This is a genomic window from Marichromatium sp. PS1 (assembly GCF_041155115.1).
GTDB lineage: Bacteria > Pseudomonadota > Gammaproteobacteria > Chromatiales > Chromatiaceae > Marichromatium > Marichromatium gracile.
The window spans coordinates 22,093-47,896 of sequence record NZ_BAAFHB010000007.1 but is presented as its reverse complement, the minus strand read 5'-3'; the positions used below and the strand labels follow the sequence as shown (position 1 = coordinate 47,896).

General features: G+C 65.9%; 20 protein-coding genes and 2 tRNA genes. 3 read left to right on the top strand and 19 right to left on the bottom strand.

The annotated features are described in order from the left end of the window. Positions 1-76: 76 nt before the first annotated feature. The 16 genes from ACAM26_RS16440 to ACAM26_RS16365 all read right to left on the bottom strand — a co-directional run bounded on the left by ACAM26_RS16440 (position 77) and on the right by ACAM26_RS16365 (position 17,123). Entirely contained in the window at positions 77-3,694 is a 3,618-nt protein-coding gene (locus tag ACAM26_RS16440; protein WP_369614131.1) for an SUMF1/EgtB/PvdO family nonheme iron enzyme, read from the bottom strand. Beyond that, positions 3,694-4,725, bottom strand: a complete 1,032-nt coding sequence (locus ACAM26_RS16435; protein ID WP_369614130.1) for an AAA family ATPase — start codon at positions 4,723-4,725, stop codon at positions 3,694-3,696. Before ACAM26_RS16435 ends, ACAM26_RS16440 begins: the two co-directional genes overlap by 1 nt. Then, positions 4,722-6,341 (bottom strand): hypothetical protein, encoded by a 1,620-nt coding sequence (locus ACAM26_RS16430; RefSeq protein ID WP_369614129.1) that lies wholly within the window; start codon positions 6,339-6,341, stop codon positions 4,722-4,724. The genes ACAM26_RS16435 and ACAM26_RS16430 overlap by 4 nt, the downstream gene beginning before the upstream one ends. Positions 6,342-6,375: 34 nt before the next feature. Then, positions 6,376-6,705: a trypco2 family protein gene (locus ACAM26_RS16425; protein WP_369614128.1), complete on the bottom strand. Its 330-nt coding sequence runs from the start codon at positions 6,703-6,705 to the stop codon at positions 6,376-6,378. Between the two features lie 304 nt (positions 6,706-7,009). Beyond that, a complete protein-coding gene (locus ACAM26_RS16420; RefSeq protein ID WP_369614127.1) occupies positions 7,010-8,071 on the bottom strand; it encodes a macro domain-containing protein in 1,062 nt (353 codons plus the stop codon). Then, positions 8,071-8,748 (bottom strand): DUF4433 domain-containing protein, encoded by a 678-nt coding sequence (locus tag ACAM26_RS16415; protein WP_369614126.1) that lies wholly within the window; start codon positions 8,746-8,748, stop codon positions 8,071-8,073. The genes ACAM26_RS16420 and ACAM26_RS16415 overlap by 1 nt, the downstream gene beginning before the upstream one ends. Positions 8,749-9,043: 295 nt before the next feature. Beyond that, a tRNA-Pro gene (locus ACAM26_RS16410) sits at positions 9,044-9,120 on the bottom strand. A gap of 38 nt (positions 9,121-9,158) precedes the next feature. Continuing rightward, positions 9,159-9,533 (bottom strand): MerR family transcriptional regulator, encoded by a 375-nt coding sequence (locus ACAM26_RS16405; RefSeq protein ID WP_005220610.1) that lies wholly within the window; start codon positions 9,531-9,533, stop codon positions 9,159-9,161. Next, positions 9,514-9,813, bottom strand: a complete 300-nt coding sequence (ihfA, locus tag ACAM26_RS16400; protein WP_005220608.1) for an integration host factor subunit alpha — start codon at positions 9,811-9,813, stop codon at positions 9,514-9,516. The genes ACAM26_RS16405 and ihfA overlap by 20 nt, the downstream gene beginning before the upstream one ends. A gap of 4 nt (positions 9,814-9,817) precedes the next feature. After that, entirely contained in the window at positions 9,818-12,196 is a 2,379-nt protein-coding gene (gene pheT, locus ACAM26_RS16395; RefSeq protein ID WP_369614125.1) for a phenylalanine--tRNA ligase subunit beta, read from the bottom strand. Positions 12,197-12,365: 169 nt separating this feature from the next. After that, positions 12,366-13,397, bottom strand: a complete 1,032-nt coding sequence (pheS, locus tag ACAM26_RS16390) for a phenylalanine--tRNA ligase subunit alpha (protein WP_369614124.1) — start codon at positions 13,395-13,397, stop codon at positions 12,366-12,368. A gap of 271 nt (positions 13,398-13,668) precedes the next feature. Continuing rightward, positions 13,669-14,025 (bottom strand): 50S ribosomal protein L20, encoded by a 357-nt coding sequence (gene rplT, locus ACAM26_RS16385; RefSeq protein ID WP_005220602.1) that lies wholly within the window; start codon positions 14,023-14,025, stop codon positions 13,669-13,671. Positions 14,026-14,052: 27 nt separating this feature from the next. Then, positions 14,053-14,250 (bottom strand): 50S ribosomal protein L35, encoded by a 198-nt coding sequence (gene rpmI, locus ACAM26_RS16380; protein WP_005220599.1) that lies wholly within the window; start codon positions 14,248-14,250, stop codon positions 14,053-14,055. Positions 14,251-14,405: 155 nt separating this feature from the next. Further along, positions 14,406-14,939, bottom strand: a complete 534-nt coding sequence (gene infC, locus ACAM26_RS16375; protein WP_123140427.1) for a translation initiation factor IF-3 — start codon at positions 14,937-14,939, stop codon at positions 14,406-14,408. 65 nt (positions 14,940-15,004) lie between these two features. Beyond that, positions 15,005-16,921: a threonine--tRNA ligase gene (gene thrS / locus ACAM26_RS16370; protein ID WP_369614123.1), complete on the bottom strand. Its 1,917-nt coding sequence runs from the start codon at positions 16,919-16,921 to the stop codon at positions 15,005-15,007. 125 nt (positions 16,922-17,046) lie between these two features. Then, positions 17,047-17,123 (bottom strand) — tRNA-Val (locus ACAM26_RS16365). Positions 17,124-17,376: 253 nt separating this feature from the next. Here ACAM26_RS16365 and ACAM26_RS16360 point away from each other — a divergent pair. Continuing rightward, entirely contained in the window at positions 17,377-18,900 is a 1,524-nt protein-coding gene (locus ACAM26_RS16360) for a fumarate hydratase (protein ID WP_369614122.1), read from the top strand. A gap of 63 nt (positions 18,901-18,963) precedes the next feature. Here ACAM26_RS16360 and ACAM26_RS16355 read toward each other — a convergent pair whose 3' ends face one another. Together ACAM26_RS16355 and ACAM26_RS16350 are read right to left on the bottom strand one after the other, a co-directional pair. Then, a complete protein-coding gene (locus tag ACAM26_RS16355; RefSeq protein WP_005220592.1) occupies positions 18,964-19,200 on the bottom strand; it encodes a BolA family protein in 237 nt (78 codons plus the stop codon). A gap of 319 nt (positions 19,201-19,519) precedes the next feature. Further along, complete coding sequence (locus ACAM26_RS16350) at positions 19,520-19,759, bottom strand: hypothetical protein (RefSeq protein ID WP_369614121.1); 240 nt, start codon at positions 19,757-19,759, stop codon at positions 19,520-19,522. Between ACAM26_RS16350 and ACAM26_RS16345 the strand changes: the two genes are divergently transcribed. Next, positions 19,745-21,325, top strand: a complete 1,581-nt coding sequence (locus ACAM26_RS16345; RefSeq protein WP_369614120.1) for a peptide chain release factor 3 — start codon at positions 19,745-19,747, stop codon at positions 21,323-21,325. The genes ACAM26_RS16350 and ACAM26_RS16345 overlap by 15 nt on opposite strands. Positions 21,326-21,468: 143 nt before the next feature. Here ACAM26_RS16345 and rimI read toward each other — a convergent pair whose 3' ends face one another. After that, positions 21,469-21,963 carry a ribosomal protein S18-alanine N-acetyltransferase gene (gene rimI / locus ACAM26_RS16340; protein ID WP_234523701.1) on the bottom strand — a complete coding sequence of 165 codons (495 nt, stop codon included), beginning with the start codon at positions 21,961-21,963 and terminating at the stop codon, positions 21,469-21,471. A 212-nt stretch (positions 21,964-22,175) separates the two neighbouring features. On the opposite strand from rimI, the gene nifJ reads away from it, so the two are divergent. Then, positions 22,176-25,775 (top strand): pyruvate:ferredoxin (flavodoxin) oxidoreductase, encoded by a 3,600-nt coding sequence (gene nifJ / locus ACAM26_RS16335; RefSeq protein ID WP_369614119.1) that lies wholly within the window; start codon positions 22,176-22,178, stop codon positions 25,773-25,775. The last annotated feature ends 29 nt before the right edge of the window (positions 25,776-25,804 follow it).

Sequence of the window (25,804 nt, the reverse complement as noted above, 5' to 3'; positions counted from 1 at the left end):
GGCACGCATGCCGGGCGTCTGTCGGAACAGGCCATCCCTGGCCATCGCGCTCCGCTCTTCCTAATCCTCGCCTGGCTCACAAGACCTGAACTCGGGCGCACCGGAAGCCAAGGTTGCAGTAGCGGTAGTCGGGCCAGTCCCTGAAGCGGTAGGCGGAACGACAGTACCGCGCATCGCTGAGCCAGGAGCCCCCGCGGATCACCCGCAGCGCGCCGAATTCAGCGGACTCCCAAGCCGAACTGTCGAGTGGCGCGCCCTCGTAGGAGTCATGCCAGGCATCCTGTGTCCATTCCAAAACGTTGCCGAGCATGTCGTACAGCCCCCAGGGATTGGGGAGCTTCCCTTTGACCTGACGCGTACCAGCCCGCTCATGGGGGTATTGTTTCTGCTTCCCCGACCACCAATCGCCGCTCGTCGTGTCCTCACCGTCGGCCAGATCATAATTCACCCCACTGTTGCCGCCATACCAGGCGATCGGGTCCAGGTCGGGGGCATCCATGTCGCCCCGGATCTCGATCGGACCGGAGTAGAGTGCCGTCTGCGTCCCCGCCCGACAGGCATACTCCCATTGCGCCTCGCTCGGCAAGATGAAGCCCGGAATGCGCTCGTTCAGCGCCGGTAAAAACCGCTGCTGGATCTCGTCCCAACTCACTTGCTCCACCGGCCGCGCCGGGTCCTGAAAGCGACTCGGATTCTCCAAACCCAGGGCCACCCATAGCGCCTGGGTACAGGGGGTGTCGAACAGCCAGAAGCCCTGACCGACGGTAACCGAATGTTGAGGCCCCTCGTCGCCCCAACGCCCCGGTTCGTCCTCCGGCGAGCCCATCAGGAAGCGACCGGGCGGAATCCAGCGAAGACGCTGGATCACGGGCTTCGACACGTTCTCGGGAACTGCTTGCGGCGCTTTATTGGGTGATACCGGCTCGATCTGGATCTCGGCCCAGAGACCAAAGCGATCGCGCCCCATGGCCTTGGCCCAGCCGGGCATTGCACAGCGCTGCAAGCGCAGGATCTCGCGATCGGTGCGGATCTCCAGCCCCGGCGCGTCCGGCAGTTCAACCGAGGCCGAGGCGGCGATGTCGAGTCGCAACAATTGCGGTTTGACGTGCCCCTGCCCGGCTGCGCGAGACGGAGCCGTCCCGCCCCGGCCTACTCCGCTCCGCGGGCCGGGTCGCGCCAGCTCCACTCGCTCCGCCTCCGGCGTGCCTGACTCACGGACCTGAACTCGGGCGCACCGGAAGCCAAGGTTGCTGACGCGGAGGCCGGGCCCGACCCTGCCGCGGAAGGCGGAACGACAGCCCCGCGCAACGCTGACCCAGGAGCCCCCGCGGATCACCCGCAGCGCGCCGGATTCGGCGGACTCCCAGGCCGAGCCGTCTTTAGGCGCACCTTTGTAAGTGTTGTGCCAAGCGTCCTGCACCCATTCGTCAACATTGCCGTGCATCTGGTAGAGCCCCCAACCGTTTGGAGGCAATGCCTTGACCGGGACGGTCCCCTGATGATTGCCAGCGTAGTTGACCTGCTCGGGGGTGATGGTCTCGCCGAAACTGAAGGCCGTATCGCTCCCCGCCCGACAGGCATATTCCCACCGCGCCTCGCTCGGCAGGCTCAACGCCAGTCCCGGCAGGCGGGCATTGATCGTCTCGATGAAGCCTTGAACCTGATTCCAGCTCACCTGCTCCACCGGACGCTCCGGACCTTGGAAACGGCTCGGATTCTCGCCCGTCACCGCCTCCCACAGGGCTTGGGTACAGGCGATCTCGAACAGCCAGAAGCCCTCTTGAATCGTCACCTCATGCCGCGGTCCTTCATTGCCACCTCGCCCCAGCTCGTCCTCCGGCGACCCCATCCAAAAGCGCCCCGGCTCGATCCAACGCATGCGCTGGGTGACCGGCTGGCCAGCCTTGTCCTCGATCGCGAATTCCACCCAGGCACCGTAGACGTCCCAGCCCCAGTCGGTGGCCCAGGGCGGTGCCCGCCCACCATCCCAAACCCCATCCCAGAAGCATGGATCAGCGCCTTCGATGACATGCAGATCCAATCGTCCTCCACGGCTGCCGATCTCGACCAGCGCACTGCCAGCCGCGCTGACCGTATCCACGAACGGCACGGCCATCAGCCGCTGTCCAAGCTGTCGTAGCATCCAACGTTCCGTCGACCGACACGCGGCCCCAGCCTGCTCCGCGCGAATCGCATCGGAGGCTGCATTCGGATCCTGACGATACCGGAGAAGCTCATTCGCCCGAGACGCCAAGTCACGACCAACCATGGGATCGGCCCATAGGTAGTCCGTAGAGCGAACCCGAATCCGCTCGAGCCAATCACGGTCATTCTCGGGCCATCCGGCGACCTGTTCGAGATCAGCCTCGTGACAGAACGCATGAAAATAGGCGCGCGCGTCTTCAAGGTCACGGCTCAGATCCTCCAGGCTGGAGTCTTCCAAACCTTTGCCCCGCGTTTCGTCCTCGACGTTGAGTAGTTCATCGAACCAGATCTCTGGGGGTCGCTCGTAGCGCCAGGCCTTGATCAGACGGATCAGTTGACGACGACGATCCAGGGGCTCATCACGACTGAAAGCAGTGCGCAACGCACGCGCCTGCTCCAGCTCGATCGTTGCGCCGGCGGGCGAGTCACCAACAAGTGCCGGGTGTTGCCAAACATCGCACTCGGTCGCGGCATCCGCCTGGTCCGGCGGCAATAGGAGCCGAGCGGCACGCAGCAGGCCCGGCTCGATGCGGGACGCGGGCGAGACCAACCGGAGCAACGCGTCTCGCCGCTCCTGGGCAGAACGGCCATCATGCGCGCGCGGGCGCTCCCAAGGGATCAGTCGCCACACGGCCGCCAACTCGGGCGGACACCGTTCGAGCGGGCCCGGAAAGAGCGCCAAGGGGAAACAGCCGGCCCCCAGGAGCGTGCGGCCAAGCTCTTGCCAGGCAGATTGCAGCTCGTCGCCGACAACCGCCAGGGCACCGAGATCGCTCATGGCAAGCACCAGCGTACCGGGCGGTGGCGGCCAGGAAACCGCTGAGCCGCGCGCGACACGCGGCCGCAGCTCGCCCAAGCCGACCGTGGCCTGGCCAAAGGCGTGAGCCGGCAGCAACCGCGCGAGCCAGCCTCGCACCAGTCGACGATCGAGAAGAAACGGCAACAGTCGGGGGCTGTCGTCGTTGAGCAGCATCAAGGCCGGCCCCCAACGGCGCCGACGCTCGCGGGGAAACCGAGTGAGGACCTGTCCGCGCCCGATGGCGCGGACCGCGCGCTCGACATCAAGCGTGCGACTCTCCCGGTAGTCGCTCAACACTCTGCGCAAGCGTGGCGCGAGTTCCGACCAAGACGTCAGAGGAAAGAACGGCGGCGGTACAGTTGGTCGATCGGTCCAGCCGCGATAGGCAGGCACCGGCATGCTCGTCTCGGTACGATCATGCTGATGAAAGACAACCGAGTGCGGAAACCAGAAACGTACCGGCTGGAACGAGCCGTCCGCCCGCAGCCTGATCGCCGCGTTCGATGGCTGCTCCGTCGTATCACTTGCGGACTCATCCGGAGGAGGTGCATCCAATGGCTGGTCGCGGAGTTCCTTGCGCTCCAGACCAAGCCGCGCGGCGATTGCGTCAGCGGTTACGTCGTCCGCCGCGGCCAACGCAGCGACCAGATCCGCTCGACCAAGCCTTGTTCGTCGGGTGATTGGGTCCATCAGCCCGTGCTATCCAGTGCCTCGCGCGCCGCATCCGGGTGTTTCTTGAGGACGAAGGCCGCAACCTGATCGATCAGCTCCAACTGACGGCTTAAGTCACCATCGGATTGCACAACGACGGCACGCACCAGATCCAGGTACTCGGCCTGTCCCGGCAGCGGACGCCACTGCCGGCGCTCGGCCTCGGCACGATCGTCGGCAAGCAGGTTGGCGGCGACCTCCAGAACCTCGGGGGCGACATCCAGGTCTCCGGTCTCGGCATTGCGAAAGTGTGTACAGCCACGCTCCATCAGTCTGGCAATGAGCGCTTCGCGCTCGCGTGGCAACGTCAGATGCAGCACCAGACAGCGACGGATGAAGGCGTCGGGTAGAACCCGCTCTTCGTTGGTCGTGATGATCACGAGCAACGGCGGACCCTTGGCAAGCACGGGCTGAGAGCGGCCAGGTGGCACAAAGCGTTGGGCACCCAAGGCCTCGAGCAGACCATTGGGGACATCGGACTCGGCCTTGTCGATCTCGTCGATCAGGACGACACACCCGCTCTCCCAATCGCCGCCATCGAGCTGCGGCGGCTGCTCGGCTGCGGCGTCGGGTGCCTGGCTGGCCGCATCCTGGTGATCGAAGGCCCACCAAAGTGCTCGTGGATAGAGGAAGTGGCGGACCGCCAGGTGCTTCTTAGGATCGGAGCCATATCTCTTCGCACAGCTTTTGTGACGTGACTGCAGGACCCCCTCGACCTGGGCAGCCGCAAGTCGTCCGACGGCATCGAAGTGCCAAAGCAGATCGTGCGACTCGGTGCGCGCATCGACTACATGCTGCACGAAAGCACGCTTGAGTACCTTGGCCGCCGCTCGGGCAAGCTGGCTCTTGCCGATACCAGGCTCGCCCCGGACCAGCAGTGGCCGCCCAGCCGAGAGCGCGGCGTTGATGGCTTTCAACTGCTCGGGCTCGAAGCGATGACGGGCAGCGGGATTGTTTCCGCTGGCGGCAAGATCCACCACCAGATCATCTCGGACAGGAAGGAAGCTCATGAGTCGCTCTTGGGCCTCTTGTAGAGCAAGGCCCGTAGATTGCCAAAGGGTTCAAGCTCATCCCAGGGTAGGTTCGGCTTCGGTGCCGTGCAGAGAATGGCGATTTGTGGAAATCGCGCCTTGATCTTACCAAGCGTCTCGTCACGGCGCGCTTGCTCTGCATCGGTGAGCGATGCCGGTGTCTCCACAACCAAGTAATACGTAAAGGAGCACCCATCGACCCGGTGATCTATGGCCAGATCATCCAGCTCATCATTGATCTTCCTGACCAGACCTTTCTCGAACGCCTCGCGTTCTTGGTCAGTCAATCCCTTGGGTTCTACCTGCCAGTCCTGGGGGAGGATGCACTTGAGATGTCCAAAAACGGCACGATCCAGGTCATCCGAAAACGCGAACTCACAGAGCGCGAGCAATTCGGTGGTGATATCCTGCAGGCGCTGATCGCCGCCCGGATCACGCCCCCCCTCCGGCACCCGCCCCACACAAGCCTTGCCTAACGGAAAAGTCCGCCGATCGTGCAGCGGCCGGAACAAGGTTTCGCGACCATCGGCGGCAGCCATCAGGATCTCAACCAAGGTAGGTGAGTGAGCATCAAGACGAATCAAGGCGCTTTCCGTGCCTGGCTGCGCCGGACGAATCTTGCCAAGCTCGGCTGGGTCCGCTCCGGTTGGGAGCAGCGCCTCGACGAAGCGGGCAACCACATTGGCGGCGGATTCCTTCCCTTTAGAGCGAAGCTCTGACTGCACCCCGCGTGCCGTGTCCACGACCTCTCTGAGAGGCAGTTCAAGGACACGGTTAGCGAGTTCCTCACGGCAAGCTTTCAGGTTTCCACACTCGGGAGCGAGCCGGGCCTTGAGCCCGTTAACGGCCTCATCGCTCTTGCCCAGCGCATCGATCATCAGGTTACGCGCACGCGTGCAGAGGTCAGGCAATGCGGCAAAGCCCATCTCGGCGCAGAACGTCGAGTCTTCGAGCATCCGGAAGGTCGGAACCGCACGGAGCAATTGATTGCCGAAGTGATCCGGCACCGCCTGGACGATACCCACGATGCGCTCGCCAACCAGGATTGGCATGCCCGAAGCCCCGCTCCAGTGCCTGGCTTCTTCGCCCGCCGGCAAGTCGCTTTTGACGGAAAAAAACGGATCCTCCCAGCCCATGCTCAGCACAGAGCCACAGAAATCGCCATGACCGCTTTCATCACCCACGACGCTGGCTTGAGGAAAGCCGCGACTCTCCCAGCACGCCAGGGCAGGCGGCCGGGAGATGGCGACACGATAGACCCGCATATCGCGTAACGCCTCGTGGCGTGGACAGACCAGCAGGGCGGCATCCAGGTCGCCCTTCCCCGTCCAGCGGATTGCCTTGTCGTCTTCCTCAAGCTCGACCCAGCCCGAGAAAGGATCATCGTCGGTGCACTGACCGTACCAACGGATTCGGATCGGATGCTCTGGATTGCGCTCCGGCGGCGAGACGACGTGGCGGGCGGTCAGGATCAGGTCCTCGCCGACGACGCAGCCGGTGCCAACAGCACCGTCCCAGGGACCATCTTTGCTGGGGTTGTCAGATCGAGTCGGCACCAGGATCGTGACGATAAGGGCCTTATCGGGGGAACGCATTGGTTTGCCTCCGTGCTACCAAGTGGAGAGGCGATCAATTACGGCGATTCGGACCCTGGCGACGACGCGTATCGTTGATCAGCAGTGGCTCACGATTACCCTTGTCATCGACACGATAAGGGCTCAGGGTGAGATGAAGCTTCTGCAGGGACTCGCCGGCAACCTCACCCTTCGCATCGCCGTTGATGACCCAAAGCTTAAAATCGGCCCCCGCTTCGGCACTCTTCGAGACCGTGACCTGAAGTTCGACGTCGATGGAGTCCACACCGAAGCGTATATCCTTACCCTCTCCTTCGCGCCACGCCTCCTCCAGCTCGCGGCGAAGCTCCTTCAGAGTGTCTGCCAGTGGTGTGCCGTCCTTCATCGTCGAAAGCTCCCCAATGATCATGGTATGCGCAGTGTACACCAGCAGACCGCAGGGCCATGAAGCTAGCCGCCAAGATGACGAGCACCGGCACCACTCCGGGAAACAAGGGGACAGCCATGGCCGGCTTCCCTTGCTCTCGCCCATCGCCCAGAGTGATGAATCAGCGTCACCGAACGGGCCAGAGCCCAAGCAAGTGGCGAGAGGCACGCTGCATTGTCGCGCTTCCCGTCCGGGCCAAGGACGGCCCAGCATGTTCATGCGCCGAAGCGACTGAACACCGGGCGACTCGCAAGCCGCGGTTTCAACTCGCGAGCCGATCGAGGGCGAGGCGGATCAAGCGATCATCGAAGAGGCGGCGCTTGCGTTCACCCGCATCCTTGCCGCCGGGCCAGGTAGCCAGAGCAGCGATCACGCCCTGAACCGACGGCTCACAGCCCTCGCGGCTCAGAAGCCAGTCGACCGTTGCCAAAAGCTCCATTCCGAGCGGCGACTGAAAGCCATCGATCAGGGCGACGGTCTCATCGAACGCCTCGCGATAAGAGGCCATCTCGGGACCGGTAAGATAGGTGCTCAGGTATTCCTTCCGGGCCTCTTCGAACCAGATCACGTCGAGGGGGCCGGCATCGGCCAAGCGCTTGTCGCAGTGCAGATAGCTGCCATCGAGGCCATCGAGCAGGTGGTGCAGCCGATGGGCATAGGGTCCGTAACGGTTGGCCTCGAAACGCAGGTCGAGCGGGTTATCCAGCTCATGACGCTCGATCGCACGCTCCAGCAGCCAGGCCAGCTTCTGGATCTCCAGGAGCGAGCACTCGAAACCGAGGATCCAATAACGCCGGACCAGCTCCGCAATCATCGCGCGGGCAGGGGTCAGCGTCTGGACCCCTGTGCGTTTGGCGACGTTCTGGTACTTGGCCGTCGGCTCGAACACGACGACGCGAACGGATTCGAGATCCCCGAGTGCGCGCTCGATGCAGGGTCTCACCGCTGACCAATCCAGCTTGCCGTTGCCAGCGCCCAGGGGCGGCACGGCGATCGACCGCACCTGGTTAGCCTCAATGAACTCCCGCAACTCGCGGAGGCCGGACTCGATCCATTCCATCTTGCTCGGATGGCGCCAGTGCTGCTTGGTCGCAAAATTCACGATCCAGAGCGGCCCCAACAGATCGCTCTGCCTGGTGACGAACAGGGAGCCGGGCTCGAACGCTCCAGCCTTGCAATAGGCCATGTAAGCCCGGTTGTTCTCGGGATACTTCTCCTTGAACATCAAGGCGATACCCTTGCCCATCACACCGACGGTGTTGACCGTGTTCACGATTGCATCGACGTCCGCATCCAGCAGGTTACCTTGGGTGAATTCGATCATCAGAAGTACCAGTTCGGGCGGCAGATCACTTTCAGATCCAGCCCCAGTGCGCTCACATCAGCGGTCACGCGATCCGTCAGCGCCTCCGCGTGACAGACGACCCCGAGTAAGCTCCGCGTCGGCACCAGATCGCGGATCAGCGCCTCTGCCTGATAGCGCTCGAACTTATCCGGGTCCTCCGGGTCGCGTTTGAAATCCCGGCGCTGGAGGAGATCCCAATCGACCCGATCGAGGTCCGCCAGATTGTTGAAATACTCGGCAGCGATCAGATAGGCGTGCCGATTCGTGAAGACGAACTGCAGGCCATCCTGTTCCGCGCGGCGCAGACTGGACACCAGGATCACGATGTCGTCGTTCGGCACGCGCGGGATGCCGCCATACCCGGTCTTGATGTTCAAGAGCATCGGGGAAAACGGGGTGAAATAGAAGGGCACATAGTCTGCGAGGGTGCCTCCAGGCGCGATCGGAACCGGGCGATGGCATCGCGCCTCGATCAGCTCCGGGTTGCCGATGCGACGAAAGCGCGGATCTTGCCGTGCTCCGCCTCGGCAGGCGATGCCGTTGCGCAGGATCCACCGCAAGTTGTCCCGGTGCGTGATGCGAAAGATCAGCGCTTTGTCCGGGTTGAGGTTCGACTGTCTTGTCATTTGTTCAGCGCCCAGCCAGAGAGCCAGCACCAGGTGGTCAGGCTACCCCGATAGATATCCCCACACGAAGGCTGCGAATTCACCTCGGTTGTGAAGGACTGACGCCGCTACTGCGATCGGCGCGGCATAGTTCGATGATCCCGCCGCGCAAAGGCGTGTGTAAGCCGTTTGCTTGCCCTCAGACGCTCAACAAGCCCGGCAGCCAGAGCCGTCATCAGACCATCGCATGAAAGCCCCGCCTTGAGGGGCCAAAAACCGAGAAAACCTCATTTCTACAGACACAAAAAAAAGCGGCCCTGCCAAAGCAGAGCCGCTTTTTTTATTTTGGTCGGGGCGAGAGGATTTGAACCTCCGACCACCTGAACCCCATTCAGGTGCGCTACCAGGCTGCGCTACGCCCCGTGAAGAGACCGAAATAATATCGGGCTAGCGGTCTCTTGTCAACGCCTCAGGACCTGAAGGATCTCTTCGAGTTCCAGACGCATCTGCCGGAGCAGTTGGTGCGTCTGGTTGAGGTCGTTGCGTGCGCCTTCACCGCTGAGCTGCTGACGGGCGCCACCGATGGTGAAACCCTGGTCGTAGAGCAGGTTGCGGATCTGGCGCACCATCAGCACGTCGTGGCGCTGATAGTAGCGGCGGTTGCCGCGCCGTTTCACCGGTTTGAGCTGGGGGAACTCCTGTTCCCAGTAGCGCAGCACGTGCGGCTTGACGCCGCACAGCTCGCTGACCTCACCGATGGTGAAATAGCGCTTGCCGGGGATGGGCGGGAGTTCGCCCTCCCCCTGGCTGCCGACGCTACCTTTCGTTTCCGGCATAGGCTTCCACCCGCGATTTGAGCTTTTGGCCTGGACGGAAGGTGACGACGCGACGCGCGGTGATCGGGATCTCTTCCCCGGTCTTGGGGTTGCGGCCGGGTCGCTCCTTCTTCTCGCGCAGATCGAAATTGCCGAACCCGGACAGCTTGACCTGTTCGCCGCGCTCGAGCGCGGTACGGATCTCCTCGAAGAACATCTCGACGATGTCCTTGGCCTCGCGCTTGTTGAGCCCCAGCTCGTCGAACAGATGTTCAGCCATGTCGGCTTTGGTCAAAGCCATACCGTCAATCCCTCAATCGTGCGTCAAGTTCGGACGTCAACCGGGCCAGGATGCGGCCCACCGCGTCGTCGATCACTTCTTCGGTAAGTGTCTGAGAAGAAGCCTGTAAAATCAATCCCAAAGCCAGACTTTTTCGTCCTTTCTCGATGTTGTCGCCGGCATAGACGTCGAACAGCACCAGGTCGCGCAGCAGCTCGGAGCCGGCGGCGCGGGCGCAGGCGGCGACGGCGGCGAAGTCGACCTCGGCATCGACCACGATGGCGAGATCGCGGCGGATGCTGGGGAAACGCGAGATCGGACTGAAGCGCGGCGCGACGCCAAGATCCAGCGGGGCCAGCTCCAGCTCGAAGAGGAAGGCGTTGCCGTCGAGGTCGAGTTCGGCGGCGAGCGCCGGGTGGAGCATGCCGATCCAGCCGATCGGCGCGCCGTCGCAGTCGATGCGCGCGCTCTGCCCCGGGTGCAGCGCCGGGTGGGCGGCAGCGACGAAGGCGAAACGCTCGGGCGCGCCGGTGAGCGCGAGCAGCGCCTCGACGTCGGCCTTGAGGTCGAAGAAGTCGGCGGCACGCTCACCCTGCCCCCACTGCTCGGGCGCCACCGCGCCGAGGCTCAGGCCACCGATGGCCTCGCGCTGAGCCAGTCCCTCGGACTCGGGGATGAAGCGCAGCCCGCTCTCGAAGATGCGCACTCGCGCCTGCTGGCGCGCCTGGTTGTGACGGGCGCACTGCAGCAGGCCCGGCCACAGGCTGGTGCGCATGCAGGAGAGTTCGCTGCTGATCGGGTTGGCGAGCTTCAGCGGCTCGCGCTCGGGGTCGATGCGCGCCTGCAGCTCGGGGCCGACGAAGCTGTAGGTGATGACCTCGTGATAGCCACGATCGACCAGCGCGAGTCGCGCGCGATCGGTCTCGAAGGCGCCCTCGGGCACCGGACGCATGGCGCTGTTGGTGGTGGCCTGGCGCACCGGGATGTTGTCGTAGCCGTAGATACGACCGATGTCGGCGATCAGGTCGACCTCGTGGAGCAGGTCGAAGCGCGCGCTCGGCGGGGTGACGCGCCAGCCACCCTCGACCATCTCGAGCGTCATGCCGAGACGCTCGAGGATGTCGACGATGGTCTCGCGCTCCAGCGCGACGCCGAGCACCTGCCCCACCCGCGCCTCGCGCAGGGTGAGCGCGGCGCGTTGCGGCAGCGCCGACTCGGCCACCGCCTCGACCACCGGGCCGGGGGTGCCGCCGGCGATCGCCAGCAGCAGCGCGGTGGCGCGTTCGATCGCCTGGCGCTGCAGCTCGGGGTCGACGCCGCGCTCGAAGCGGTGCGAGGAGTCGGTGTGCAGACCGTAGCTGCGCGCCTTGCCGCTGACGGCCAGCGGCGAGAAGAAGGCGCTCTCGAGGAGCACGTCGCGGGTGTCCGCGCCGACGCCGGAGCCGGCCCCGCCCATGATGCCGGCGACGGCCAGCGGACGGCTGGTGTCGGCGATCACCAGGGTGTCGGCGCGTAGCTCGATCTCGCTGTCGTCGAGCAGCACGAGGCGCTCGCCGGGGGCGGCCATGCGCACCTGGATCTCGCCCTCGACGCGAGCGAGATCGAAGCCGTGCAGCGGCTGGCCGAGTTCGAGCAGCACGTAGTTGGTGACATCGACCACCGGGGAGATGGCGCGCACGCCGCTGCGGCGCAGCCGCTCCTGCATCCACATCGGCGTGGTGGCGGCGGGATCGATGCCGCGCACCACGCGGCAGAGATAGCGCGGACAGGCCTCCTCGGCGAGCAGGCGAACCTCGACGCGATCGTCGCAGACGGGCGCGACCGGGGCGAAATCGGGGCGGGTGAGCGCGGCGCGGTTGATCACCCCGACCTCGCGGGCGAGCCCGGCGATGCTCAGGCAGTCGCCGCGGTCCGGGGTCAGGTCGACCTCGATGCAGTGATCGTCGAGCCCCAGCCAGGCGCGGAAGTCGGTGCCGATGGGCGCGTCCTCAGGCAGCGGCAGGATGCCCTCGGAGGACTCGGCGAGGCCGAGTTCGCTCGCCGAGCAGATCATGCCGAAGGACTGCACGCCGCGCAGCTTGGCCTTCTTGATCTTGAAGTCACCCGGCAGCCGCGCGCCGATGGTGGCCACCGGCACGCGCATGCCGGCGGCGACGTTGGCCGCACCGCAGATGATCTGCAGCGGCTCGTCACCACCGACGTCGACGGTGCAGACGCGCAGCTTCTGGGCGTCCGGGTGCTGTTCGAGCGCCTGCACCAGACCGACCACGACGCCGCTGAAGGCGGCCGCGGCGGGCTCCACCGCGTCCACTTCCAGTCCTGCCATGCTGAGCTGATCGGCCAGAGTCTGAGTATCGACCGGCGGGTTGACCCACTCCCGCAGCCATGCCTCGCTGAATCGCATGTCCCGCTTTCCTGTGCTTCGGTCCCGGCGCGCGTCGGTGCCGGGGCCTCGATGAAGATGTTGGCGAAAGGCCGAGCGGCTCGGCGCTTTCCGTGGCACCCGCGGGTGCCGTCCCGAGCGGAGCGCGGCGCGCGCCTGGGCTCAGGCGCGCGCCGCGCTCCAGCGCGCCTCAGGCGAACTGTCGCAGGAAGCGCAGATCGTTGTCGAAGAAGAGTCGGAGGTCGTCGATGCCGTAGCGCAGCATTGCCAGTCGCTCCACGCCCATGCCGAAGGCGTAACCCTGGTGGCGGTCGGGGTCGATGCCGACGTGGCGGAACACCTCGGGGTAGACCATGCCGCAGCCCAAGACCTCGAGCCAGCCGGTGTGCTTGCACACCCGACAGCCGTCGCCGCCGCACATCACGCACTGGATGTCGACCTCGGCGGAGGGCTCGGTGAAGGGGAAGTAGGAGGGGCGGAAACGCAGCTCCAGATCGCGCTCGAAGAAGTTGCGCAGGAAGTCGTAGAGCACGCCCTTGAGGTCGGCGAAGCTCATCTGCTCGTCGACCACCAGACCCTCGACCTGATGGAACATCGGGGTGTGGGTCAGGTCCGAGTCGCAGCGATAGACGCGCCCCGGGGCGATGAGCTTGAGCGGCGGCGCCTGCTCCTCCATCACCCGCACCTGCACCGGCGAGGTGTGGGTGCGCAGCAGCAGCTCGGCGTTGAAATAGAAGGTGTCGTGCATCGCCCGGGCGGGGTGGTGCGCGGGGATGTTGAGCGCCTCGAAGTTGTGATAGGCGTCCTCGACCTCGGGGCCCTGCTCGACGGCGAAGCCGGCGTCGGCAAACAGCCGCTCGATGCGGCGCAGCGCGCGGGTGACCGGGTGCAGACCGCCGGCGGAGATGCCGCGTCCGGGGAGGGTGACGTCGATGCGCTCGGCGGCGAGGCGGGCCTCGAGCGCGGCCTGTTCCAGCGTCTCGCGACGTGCGTCGAGCGCGCTCTGGACCTGGCCCTTGGCCTGGTTGATGCGCTGCCCGGCGACGGGACGCTCGGCCGGCGGCAGGGTGCCGAGCCGTTTCAGCAACGCGGTCAGCTCGCCGCTCTTGCCCAGATAGCGCACCCGCGCCTGATCGAGCGTGGCGAGATCGGGGGCGGCGGCGATGGCCGCGAGCGCCGTCTCGCAGAGGGTGTCGATATCGAGTCCGATTTCTTCTGCCATACCTGGATCTTCCGACAGGGGTGTCTGTTGAACGGCCTGCCAGCCCCATGACGCAAAAAGAGGGAAAGACCGGGGCCTTTCCCTCTTCCGTTCGGCGGCTACGCAGGCGGGATGGCGGCGAGCGCGGGGCGGGTCGCGATCTCGGCGACGCACCCCTGGCGTTGTCGAGCGACCCGATCCCTGGGAAGGTGTTGCAGGCAGACGCTCGTCACGCGCCCATACCGACCGCCGTCACCGGCGTGGTCAGCCGAGGCGGACCACGCCGCGCGCCTCAAGCCAGCGCTTCCTTCGCCTGAGCGGCGAGCGCGGCGAAGGCGACGCTGTCGTGGTAGGCGATGTCGGCCAGCACCTTGCGGTCGACCTCGACGCCGGCCATCTTCAGACCGGCGATCAGGCGGCTGTAGGACAGACCGTTGGCACGCGCAGCGGCGTTGATACGGGCGATCCACAGGGCGCGGAACTGACGCTTTTTCTGGCGACGGTCGCGATAGGCGTACTGGCCGGCCTTGATGACGGCCTGCTTGGCGACGCGATAGACCTTGCGGCGGGCACCGTAATAACCCTTGGCCTCGTTCAGAACCTTCTTGTGGCGGGCGCGAGCGGTAACACCGCGTTTCACTCGTGGCATGTGGAGTCTCCGGTTGGAATCAGCGGGTTAGCAGTAAGGGATCATGCGCAGCGCTGCACGCACATCCGACTTGTGGATGCGCTGCGGCGCACGCAGCTGACGCTTACGCTTGGTGCTCTTCTTGGTCAGGATGTGACGCCGGTGGGAGGCGTTGCACTTGACCGAACCGGATGCGGTGCGCTTGAAGCGCTTCGCGGCTCCGCGGTTGGATTTCAGCTTGGGCATTCGATACTCCGCTATTTGCTGATCTTTTGTTTTTACAGCGACGGCAACGAACCGACGACGCCACATCGCCCGACCGTCGTGTCGACGACGGTCGGGCGGCGGCCACGCCGGGGCGTGCTCTTCGGGGAAGAGGATCGACGATCCGTTCGGTGTCGCTATTTCTTCTTGGGACCCAGCACCATCACCATCTGCCGCCCTTCCATCTGCGGCTGCTGCTCGACGGTACTGATCTCGGCCAGGTCGCTCTCCACGCGCCGCAGCAGCTCGAGCCCGAGTTCACGGTGAGCATGCTCGCGACCACGAAAACGCATGGTGACCTTGGCCTTGTCCCCTTCCTGCAGGAAACGCGTCAGGTTGCGTAGTTTGACCTGATAGTCTCCCTGATCCGTTCCAGGACGGAACTTGACTTCCTTGACCTGAACCTGCTTTTGCTTCTTCTTGGCTTCGTTCTTCTTTTTCTTCTGATCGAAGAGAAAACGACCGAAGTCCATGAGCCGACACACCGGCGGATCGGCATTAGGAACGATCTCGACCAGATCGAGCGACGCTTCCTGGGCGAGGGTGAGAGCCTCTCGCGTACTGACGACGCCGACCTGGTTACCGTCCGCGCCGATCAGACGTACCTCCTGTACGTTGATTTCCTTGTTGACGCGGTTTCTCTTTGGTGCAGCGATAGCAGGTTCCTCCAAAAGCACAGATCACGATCGATCGGGCATCAGGCAACGTCGATCGTCGTCCGCGCAGCCCGACCGGGTTAGGCGATTCGGTTTGTCATCTCCTCGCCTACACGCTCGACAAAGGCGTCGAGCTCGAGCGTTCCGAGATCTTGGCCCTTGCGGTCACGCACGGCGACGGAGCGGGTTTCCACCTCGCGGTCACCGATGACGAGCAGATAGGGCACCCTCTGCAGGGTGTGCTCGCGGATTTTAAAGCCGATCTTCTCGTTTCTCAAGTCGGTCTCAACACGCAAGCCCTTTGCACGCAAGGTCTTAGCGATCTCAGCGACATAGTCGGCCTGGCGATCGGTGATATTGAGCACCACCACCTGCACCGGAGCGAGCCACAGCGGCAGCAGGCCGGCGTAGTGTTCGATGAGGATACCGATAAAACGCTCGACCGAACCGAGCACCGCGCGGTGGATCATCACCGGGGTCTGCTTGCTGTTGTCCTCGGCGATGTAGTGCGCGCCGAGCCGCCCCGGCATCGAGAAATCGACCTGGATGGTACCGCATTGCCAGGCCCGACCGATGCTGTCGTGCAGGGTGAACTCGATCTTGGGACCGTAGAAGGCGCCCTCGCCCGGCTGTACGCGATACTCGAGACCCTTGGCGTCGAGCGAGTGCTTGAGCGCCGCCTCGGCCTTGTCCCAGAGTTCGTCGCTGCCGACCCGCTTCTCGGGGCGCAGCGAGAGCGCCAGCTCGATGTTGTCGAAGCCGAAATCGCGATAGGTCTCGAAGACCATGTCGATGAGCGTGGCGACCTCGGGCTGGAGCTGCTCCTCGGTGCAGAAGACGTGGGCGTCATCCTGGGTGAAGCGACGCGCGCGCATCAGCCCGTGGAGGGTGCCGGAGGGCTCGTTGCGATGAACCACGCCGAACTCGGCCATGCGCAGCGGCAGGTCGCGATAGCTCTTCAGCCCCTGGTTGTAGAGCTGGATGTGGCCGGGGCAGTTCATCGGCTTGATCGCGAAGTCGCGATCGTCGAGCTGGGTGGTGAACATGCTCTCGGCGAACTTCTCCCAGTGCCCGGAGCGCTCCCACAACGAGCGGTCGAGCACCTGCGGGGTCTCGACCTCCTGATAGCCGTACTCTTCCAGCTTCTCGCGCATGTACTGCTCGGCGAGGCGGTAGACCACCCGGCCCTTGGCGTGCCAGAAGGCCATGCCCGGGGCCTCGTCCTGGAAGTGGAAGAGATCGAGCTGCTTGCCGAGCTTGCGATGATCGCGCTTCTCGGCCTCTTCCAGACGACGCAGATAGGCCTTGAGTTCCTTCTTGTCGCGCCAGGCGGTGCCGTAGATGCGCTGCAGCATGGCGTTGGCCGCATCACCGCGCCAGTAGGCGCCGGCGAGCTTGGTCAGCTTGAAGCCGTTGCCGAGCTTGCCGGTGCTCGGCAGGTGCGGACCGCGACAAACGTCGAACCAGTCACCCTGGCGATAGAGGGTGATGGTCTCGCCTTCGGGGATGGCGTCGATGATCTCGACCTTGTAGTGCTCGCCGAGCTCGGCGAAGACCCGCTTGGCCTCCTCGCGCGGCAGCTCCTCGCGCACGATCGGCAGGTTGCGCTTGACGATCTCGTGCATCCGCGCCTCGATCCGCTCGAGGTCGTCGGGGGTGAAGGGCTCGTCGCGGGCGAAGTCGTAGTAGAAGCCGTTCTCGATCGCCGGGCCGATGGTGACCTGGGTGCCGGGGTAGAGCTCCTGGACGGCCTGGGCCATCACGTGCGCGGCATCGTGACGGATCAGCTCGAGGGCGATCTCCTCGTCCTTGCTGGTGACGATGGCGAGTTCGACATCGCGATCGATGCGATAGGAGGTGTCGACCAGCTCGCCATCGACGCGACCGGCGAGCGCCGCCTTGGCGAGACCGGGACCGATGGATGCGGCAACATCGTGAACACTGACCGGCGCGTCGAACTGACGCGTCGAGCCGTCGGGAAGGGTAATCTGAGGCATGCGCGGACCTTGGGTGTTCAGTGGTGATCGATACGAGGGATCACATGAAAAAAAGCCGCCAGCCTCCTTGGTCGTCGCCACCGTAGTGGGGCATACTGACGTTTGGAGACTGACGGCCCGGTGCTTGGTAGGCGCAATTGGACTCGAACCAACGACCCCCACCATGTCAAGGTGGTGCTCTAACCAACTGAGCTATGCGCCTGTCGTCGTGAGCCATGTATACTACAGACCCTCCCCTGATCGCGCAACCCCTTTTTTGAAAAAAATGACAATCGAGGGTTTCTGACCCTTCGTCCATGTAATGAACGCGCGGGCGCGCGCGAGGCGGCACGCCAAACCCGATTGATATACTGGCGCGAACAGACCGGCCGCCGGCGATGGCGACCACTGCAACACGGGGCGCGCCATCGATGACGGCGAGCCCCTCCCCCACAGCCAAACAGCCACGAGAGACGATGACCACCATTCGCGAGTCTGACTTCGTCGAGAGCATCGCCGATGCCCTTCAGTTCATCTCCTACTACCACCCGCAGGACTACATCCGCGCCCTGACCGCGGCCTACGAGGCCGAGGAGTCGCCGGCGGCCAAGGACGCCATGGCACAGATCCTCGTCAACTCGCGGATGTGCGCCGAGGGCCGGCGCCCGATCTGCCAGGACACCGGCATGGTGGTGGTCTTCCTCAAGGTCGGCATGGAGGTGCGCTGGGAGACCGACAAGAGCGTGCAGGCGATGGTCGACGAGGGCGTGCGCCGCGCCTACACCCACCCCGACAACCCGCTGCGCGCCTCGATGGTCACGCCGCCGATCGGGGCGCGCAAGAACACCCGCGACAACACCCCGGCGATCGTGCACATGGAGCTGGTGCCGGGCGACAGCCTCGAGGTGAAGATCGCCGCCAAGGGCGGCGGCTCGGAGAACAAGTCCAAGTTCGCCATCCTCAACCCCAGCGACAGCCTGGTCGACTGGGTGCTGAAGACGGTGCCGACCATGGGCGCCGGCTGGTGCCCGCCGGGGATGCTCGGCATCGGTGTCGGCGGCTCGGCCGAGCAGGCGATGCTGATGGCCAAGGAGGCGCTGATGGAGCCGATCGACATCCACGAGCTGCAACAGCGCGGCGCCGAGGACGAGATCGAGGCGCTGCGTCTGGAACTGATGGAGAAGGTCAATGCGCTCGGCATCGGCGCCCAGGGGCTCGGCGGACTGGCGACCGTGCTCGACGTCAAGATCCACACCTACCCCACCCACGCAGCCTCCCTGCCGGTGGCGATGATCCCCAACTGCGCAGCCACCCGGCACGTCGAGTTCACCCTCGACGGCAACGGCCCGGCGAAGCTCGAGCCGCCGCGCCTGGAGGACTGGCCGGCACTGGAGTGGGACGGCGCCGCCGGCGCGCGTCGGGTCGATCTCGACACCCTCACCCGCGAGCAGATCGCCGCGTGGCAGCCGGGCGAGCGCCTGCTGCTCTCGGGCAAGCTGCTGACCGGACGCGATGCCGCGCACAAGCGCATCACCGAGATGCTCGCGCGCGGCGAGTCGCTGCCCGAGGGGGTCGACCTCACCAATCGCTTCATCTACTACGTCGGCCCGGTCGATCCGGTCGGTGACGAGGTGGTCGGCCCGGCCGGTCCCACCACCTCCACGCGCATGGACAAGTTCACCGAGCAGATGCTCGCCGAGACCGGGCTGATCGGCATGGTCGGCAAGGCCGAGCGCGGCCCGGCGGCGGTGGAGTCGATCGCACGACACGGCGCGGTCTATCTGATGGCCGTCGGCGGCGCCGCCTATCTGGTGGCCAAGGCGATCAAGTCCTCGCGCCTGGTCGCCTTCGAGGACCTGGGGATGGAGGCGATCCGCGAGTTCGAGGTCGAGGACATGCCGGTCACGGTCGCCGTCGACAGCCGCGGCGGCGCGGTGCACCAGAGCGGCCCGGCCGAGTGGCGCGCGCGCATCGGCAAGATCCCGGTCGAGATCGAGTAAGACGGGCCGGGCGACGCCGCAAGGCGTCGTCCGGGTGCCGCGCAGGCGGCACCCGCCCTGCCCTCACCCCGCGGCGCGCTGCGCCGGGGTCAGGGTGCGGATCGAGATGGCGTGCAAGGCGCCGCTGGCGATCTCCGCCTTGACCGTCTCCATCACCAACCGCTGCTTGGCCAGCGGCGTCAGCCCCTCAAACCGCTCGCTGACCACCACCGCGTCGAAGTGCTCACCATCGCCGGTGACCTCCACCTCGGCCTCGGGCATCCCCCGACGAATCAGATCGGCAACCGCTGTCGTCTCCACGTCTCGACTCCTGCGCAGGCTTGAGAATGAACGCGCACCGACTCGGCGCACCCGCCAGAGATTGGTGCGGCGCGGCCCTGGCTCAAGCCACGGCCAGCTACCAGCTACCAGCTACCAGCTACCAGCTACCAGCTACCAGCTACCAGCTACCAAGGGGATTGAACCGCAAAGCCGCGAAGGACGCGAAGGACGCGCAGAGAAGAAAGGCTTGCAGTCACCAGTCACCAGTCACCAGTCACCAGTCACCAGCTGCCAGCTGCCAGCTGCCAGCTGCCACCCACCGTGGGAAGCCGGCACCACCGCCGAGACCTCGATTCCATCAAGTCTTCTTCGCGTCCTTCGCGGCTTTGCGGTTCGAATCAGCATCCAGCATCCGGTCGGCGAAGCTGGTGTGCTTGATCGGCGATTGACGGGCAAGACGGTATCTTGGCGGTTCAACCATTTCCCCGCCCGAGCCGCCCACCCGGCGGATGAACGCAACCGGGTCGCGGGGATATAATCGGCGGTTTTCCCAGTCCGCAGCCAGCAACGCCAGACACCTCTTATGAGCGAGCTTCAAGCGCAACTCGACAAACGTCGTACCTTCGCCATCATCTCCCACCCCGACGCCGGCAAGACCACCCTCACCGAGAAGCTCCTGCTGTTCGGGGGCGCGATCCAGCTCGCGGGCACGGTCAAGGGGCGCAAGGCCGCCCGCCACGCCACCTCCGACTGGATGGAGCTGGAGAAGCAGCGCGGCATCTCGGTGACCTCCTCGGTGATGCAGTTCCCCTACGGCGAGGCCACCGTCAACCTGCTCGACACCCCCGGCCACGAGGACTTCTCCGAGGACACCTACCGCACCCTCACCGCGGTCGACTCGGCGCTGATGGTGATCGACGTGGCCAAGGGCGTCGAGGACCGCACCATCAAGCTGATGGACGTCTGCCGGCTGCGCGACACCCCGATCCTCACCTTCGTCAACAAGCTCGACCGCGAGGGCCGCGACGCCATCGAGGTCCTCGACGAGATCGAGGAGGTGCTGAAGATCCAGTGCGCGCCGGTGACCTGGCCGATCGGCATGGGCAAGCGCTTCCGCGGCGTCTACGACCTGCGCGACGGGCGCACCCATCTGTTCTCGGCCCAGCACGGCGGGCGCATCGTCGAGGGCGAGGTGATCGAGGGGCTCGACAACCCGCGCATGGACGAGGTGCTCGGCGATCAGGCCGAGGAGCTGCGCGAGGAGCTGGAGCTGGTCGAGGGCGCAAGCCACCCGCTCGACCTCGAGGCCTACCGCGCCGGGCGCCAGACCCCGGTGTTCTTCGGTTCGGCGATCAACAACTTCGGCGTGCGCGAGCTGCTCGACGCCTTCGTCCAGTACGCCCCGCCGCCGCGCCCGCGCAACACCCTGCAGCGCCCGGTCGAGCCCGCCGAAGAAGGCTTCACCGGCTTCGTGTTCAAGATCCAGGCGAACATGGACCCCGCCCACCGCGACCGCGTGGCCTTCATGCGGGTGTGCTCGGGTTGCTACCGCAAGGGCATGAAGATGCGTCACGTACGTATCGGTCGCACCATTCAGATCGCCAACGCCATCACCTTCCAGGCCGATGAACGCCGTCACGTCGAGGAGGCCTGGCCGGGCGACATCATCGGTCTGCACAACCACGGCACCATCCAGATCGGCGACACCTTCACCGAGGGCGAGGAGCTCAAGTACGAGGGCGTGCCCTACTTCGCCCCCGAGCTGTTCCGCCGCGTGGTGCTCAAGGACCCGCTGCGGATGAAGGCGCTGCAGAAGGGCGTGGTACAGCTTGCCGAGGAGGGCGCGACCCAGGTCTTCCGCCCGCTCAAGAACAACGACATGATCCTCGGCGCGGTCGGCGTGCTGCAGTTCGACGTCGCCGCCTACCGCCTCAAGGACGAGTACGGCGTCGACGCCATCGTCGAGGCCGTGAACGTCCAGACCGCGCGCTGGGTGAGCTGCGACGACGCCAAGCTGTTCGAGCGCTTCAAGGACAAGAACCACGAGTATCTCGCCCTCGACGGCGACGACCAGCTCGTCTATCTCGCCCCCACCCGCGTCAACCTCAGCCTCGCCGAGGAGCGCTGGCCCGAGGTCCGCTTCTCCGCCACGCGCGAGCTATAAGCCCCCAACCGCAAAGACGCGAAGCACGCAAAGCAATCCTCGTCACTCGCAGTCAGTCGCCTCCAGCGACTGACTGTGGCGCCATCGTCGTCGAGGCACCTCCCTCCCCTGCAACGCCTTCGCGCGCTTTGTGTCTTTGCGGTTCAATCCCCGGCCAACGCGCCATGCATCCCAGCGAGCTCCCGCGCCAGCACCAGGGCGTCCTCGCGGCCATTGGCGGCGGGGTAGTAACCGCGACGACGGCCGATCTCACAGAAACCCTCGGCCTCGTAGAGCGCGCGCGCGGCGGTGTTGGAGGCGCGCACCTCGAGAAAGGCGGTCTGCGCCCCCTTGGCGCGGGCGCGCTCGACCAGCGCGCGCAGCAGGGCGCGACCGAAGCCGCGACGCTGGCAGTCGGGATGGACGGTGATGTTGAGCACGTGACACTCACCGACCGCCACCGAAACCACCGCATGGGCCACCGGCCTGCCGTCGAGCTCGCCCACCCGGCAGTCGTAGCCGGCGCGCAGACAGTCGCGCATCACCCCCTCGCTCCAGGGGTGGGGATAGGCCGCACGCTCCACCATCATCACCGTCGCGAGGTCGGTCTCGCGCATCTCGCGCAGGGCCAACCCCGCCTGTTCGATCACTGCATTCATCAGGGTTCCTGACATCATCCCCGTCGGTCGATCGCCGCTTGCCCGGCGATCAAAAGCATTCACAGATAGCGACTATAGTTGATCGGGGCGACGTGCCGGACGCCGGATGACAGACCGGCTCGCGCCCCAGTGGTCGGGACAGCCTCCGGACCAGGGGTCACGAGCAACCGCCGCGCCCCCGCTCCAGCCACCTCGCAACCCGGGACAGATCGATGTCGCACACAGAAATGGTCTCGCTCGACGGCAACGAAGCCGCGGCCTACATCGCCCACATGACCAACGAGGTCATCGCCATCTACCCGATCACCCCGGCCTCGCCGATGGGTGAGTGGTCGGACGAGTGGTCCTCGCTGGGGGTCACCAATCTGTGGGGCACGGTCCCCGACGTGGTCGAGATGCAGAGCGAGGCCGGTGCCGCCGGCGCGGTCCACGGGGCGCTGCAGGCGGGGTCGCTCGCGACCACCTTCACCGCCTCGCAGGGGCTGCTGCTGATGATCCCCAACATGTACAAGATCGCCGGCGAGCTGACCCCGACGGTGATCCATGTCTCGGCGCGCTCGCTGGCCGCCCAGGCGCTGTCGATCTTCGGCGATCACGGTGACGTCATGGCCTGCCGCGGCACCGGCTTCGCGATGCTGTGCGCGGCCTCGGTGCAGGAGGTGATGGATTTTGCGCTGATCGCCCAGGCCGCGACCCTGGAGAGCCGGGTGCCCTTCCTGCACTTCTTCGACGGCTTCCGCACCTCGCACGAGGTCAGCAAGATCGCGCGCATCCCGCGCGAGACGGTGCGCGCGCTGATCAGCGAGGAGCAGGTACGGGCCTGTCGCGCGCGCGCCCTCAACCCCGACCGACCGGTGATCCGCGGCACCTCGCAGAACCCCGACGTCTATTTCCAGGGGCGCGAGTCGGTCAACCCCTACTATGAGGCCACCGCGGAGATCGTCGCCCGGGTGATGACCCGCTTCGCCGGACACACCGGTCGTCACTACCAGCCCTTCGACTATGTCGGCGCACCCGACGCCGAGCGCGTGCTGGTGCTGATGGGCTCGGGGATCGGGGCGGCCGAGGAGACCATCGAGCACCTGGTCGCGCGCGGCGAGCGGGTCGGGCTGGTCAAGGTGCGGCTGTTCCGTCCCTTCGCGCCCAAGGCGCTGCTCGCCGCGCTGCCCGCCAGCGCCGCGCGGATCGCGGTGCTCGATCGCACCAAGGAGCCCGGCGCCGACGGCGAGCCGCTCTACAAGGACGTGCTCACCGCCCTCGCCCAGGCCCATGCCAGCGGCGCGCGCGCGACGATGCCCCGGGTGATCGGCGGGCGCTTCGGGCTGTCCTCCAAGGAGTTCACCCCGGCGATGGCCAAGGCGGTGCTCGACGAGCTCGCCGCCGAGCAGCCGCGCTGCCCCTTCACCGTCGGCATCATCGACGACGTCGGCCACACCAGCCTCGACTGGGACCCCGCCTTCCGCCCCGACGCCAGCGCCGGCGTGAGCGCCTGCGTCTTCTACGGACTCGGCTCGGACGGCACCGTCTCGGCCAACAAGAACTCGATCAAGATCATCAGCGAGGAGACGCCCAACTACGGCCAGGGCTATTTCCAGTACGACTCCAAGAAGGCCGGCGCGGTCACCATCAGCCATCTGCGCTTCGGCCCGCGACCGATCTCCAGCACCTATCTGATCGGCGCCGACGAGGCGCAGTTCGTCGCCTGTCACCAACCGACCTTCCTCGAGCGCTACGACATGCTCGCGCTCGCCGCCCCCGGGGCGACCTTCCTGCTCAACAGCGCCGCCCCGCCCGATCAGGCGTGGAACGGCCTGCCACGGTCGATGCAGCAACAGATGATCGACAAGGGGCTCGCCTTCTATGTCGTCGACGCCTATGGCATCGCCGCCGCGACCGGCATGGGACGGCGCATCAACACCATCATGCAGACCTGCTTCTTCGCCATCTCCGGGGTGCTGCCCCGCGACGAGGCCATCACCCACATCAAGGAGGCGGTGCGCAAGACCTACGGACGCAAGGGCCAGCGCCTGCTCGATCGCAACTATCGCGCGATCGACGCCGCGCTCGCCGGGCTGCACCAGGTCAGTGTGCCGGCGACGCCGAGCAGCGACTTCGAGCGCCCGCCGGTGGTCCCGGCCGATGCCCCCGAGTTCGTCCGCCAGGTCACCGCACCGCTGATCGCCGGACTCGGCGACCGGCTGCCGGTGAGCCTGATGCCCGCCGACGGCACCTGGCCGACCGGCACCACCCGCTTCGAGAAGCGCAACATCGCGCTGCAACTGCCGCTGTGGGAGCCGGAGCTGTGCACCCAGTGCGGCAAGTGCCCGCTGGTCTGCCCGCACGCGGCGATCCGCGCCAAGGTCTATCCGGAGGAGACGCTGGCGAGCGCGCCCGCGGGCTTTCTCAGCGCCCCGGTCAAGGGACGCGACTTCCCCGCCGGACACCGCATCAGCTACCAGATCGCCCCCGACGACTGCACCGGCTGCGGGCTCTGTGTCGAGGTCTGCCCGATCCGCGACCGCAAGGACCCGAGCCGCAAGGCGCTCAACCTGGTCGAGGCCGGCGAGATCCATGCCGCCGAGCAGACACACTGGGACTTCTTCCTCGATCTCCCCGAGTACGACCGCACCCAGCTCGAACCGACCAAGATCAAGCACGCGATGCTGATGCAGCCGCTGTTCGAGTTCTCCGGGGCCTGTGTCGGCTGCGGCGAGACGCCCTACGTCAAGCTCGCCACCCAGCTCTTCGGCGACCGCATGCTGATCGCCAACGCCACCGGCTGCTCCTCGATCTACGGTGGCAACCTGCCGACCACGCCCTACACCACCGATCCCGAGGGCCGCGGACCGACCTGGAACAACTCGCTGTTCGAGGACAACGCCGAATTCGGCCTGGGCATGCGCCTGGCGATCGACAAGCAGCGCGATCAGGCGCGCGAGCTGCTCGGTCGGCTCGCCGACACCATCGGCGTGGGGCTGGCGCGCGAGATCCTCGAGGCCGGGCAGTCCGACGAGGCCGGCATCCACGCCCAGCGCGCACGCATCGAGCGGCTGCGCCTGGCGCTCAGCGGCATCGACGCGCCCGAGGCGCGACTGCTCGAGGGGCTGTGCGATCAGCTGGTCAAGCGCAGCGTGTGGATCGTCGGCGGCGACGGCTGGGCCTACGACATCGGCTACGGCGGTGTCGATCACGTGCTCGCCAGCGGACGCGACGTCAACCTGTTGATCCTCGACACCGAGGTCTATTCCAACACCGGCGGCCAGACCTCCAAGGCCACCCCGCTCGGCGCCGTGGCCAAGTTCTCCGCCGGCGGCAAGCCGACCTTCAAGAAGGACCTGGCGCTGATGGCGATGGCCTACGAGAACGTCTATGTCGCCCAGGTCGCCTTCGGCGCCAAGGACGTGCAGACGGTGCGCGCCTTCCTCGAGGCCGAGTCCTACCCCGGCCCCTCGGTGATCATCTGCTACGCGCCCTGCATCGCCCACGGCGTCGATCTCTCCAACAACCTGCGCCAGCAGGACATGGCGGTCAACTCGGGACACTGGTCGCTGCTGCGCTACGACCCGCGCCGCGCCGCCGCCGGCGAACACCCGCTGCACATCGACAGCAAGCCGCCGAGCCTGCCCTATCGCGACTTCATCGCCACCGAGACCCGCTTCAGCGTGCTCGAGCGCATCCACCCCGAGGCCGCCGAACGCTACCTGCAACAGGCCCAGCGTCATGTGCAGACACGCTTCAGCCTCTACGAGCAGCTCGCGCAGATCGCGCTGCAGAAGGCGCCAGCGGCCGATGCCGACGAGCACAACCACTGAACACACCGTCCCGGACCGAACACGGAGCC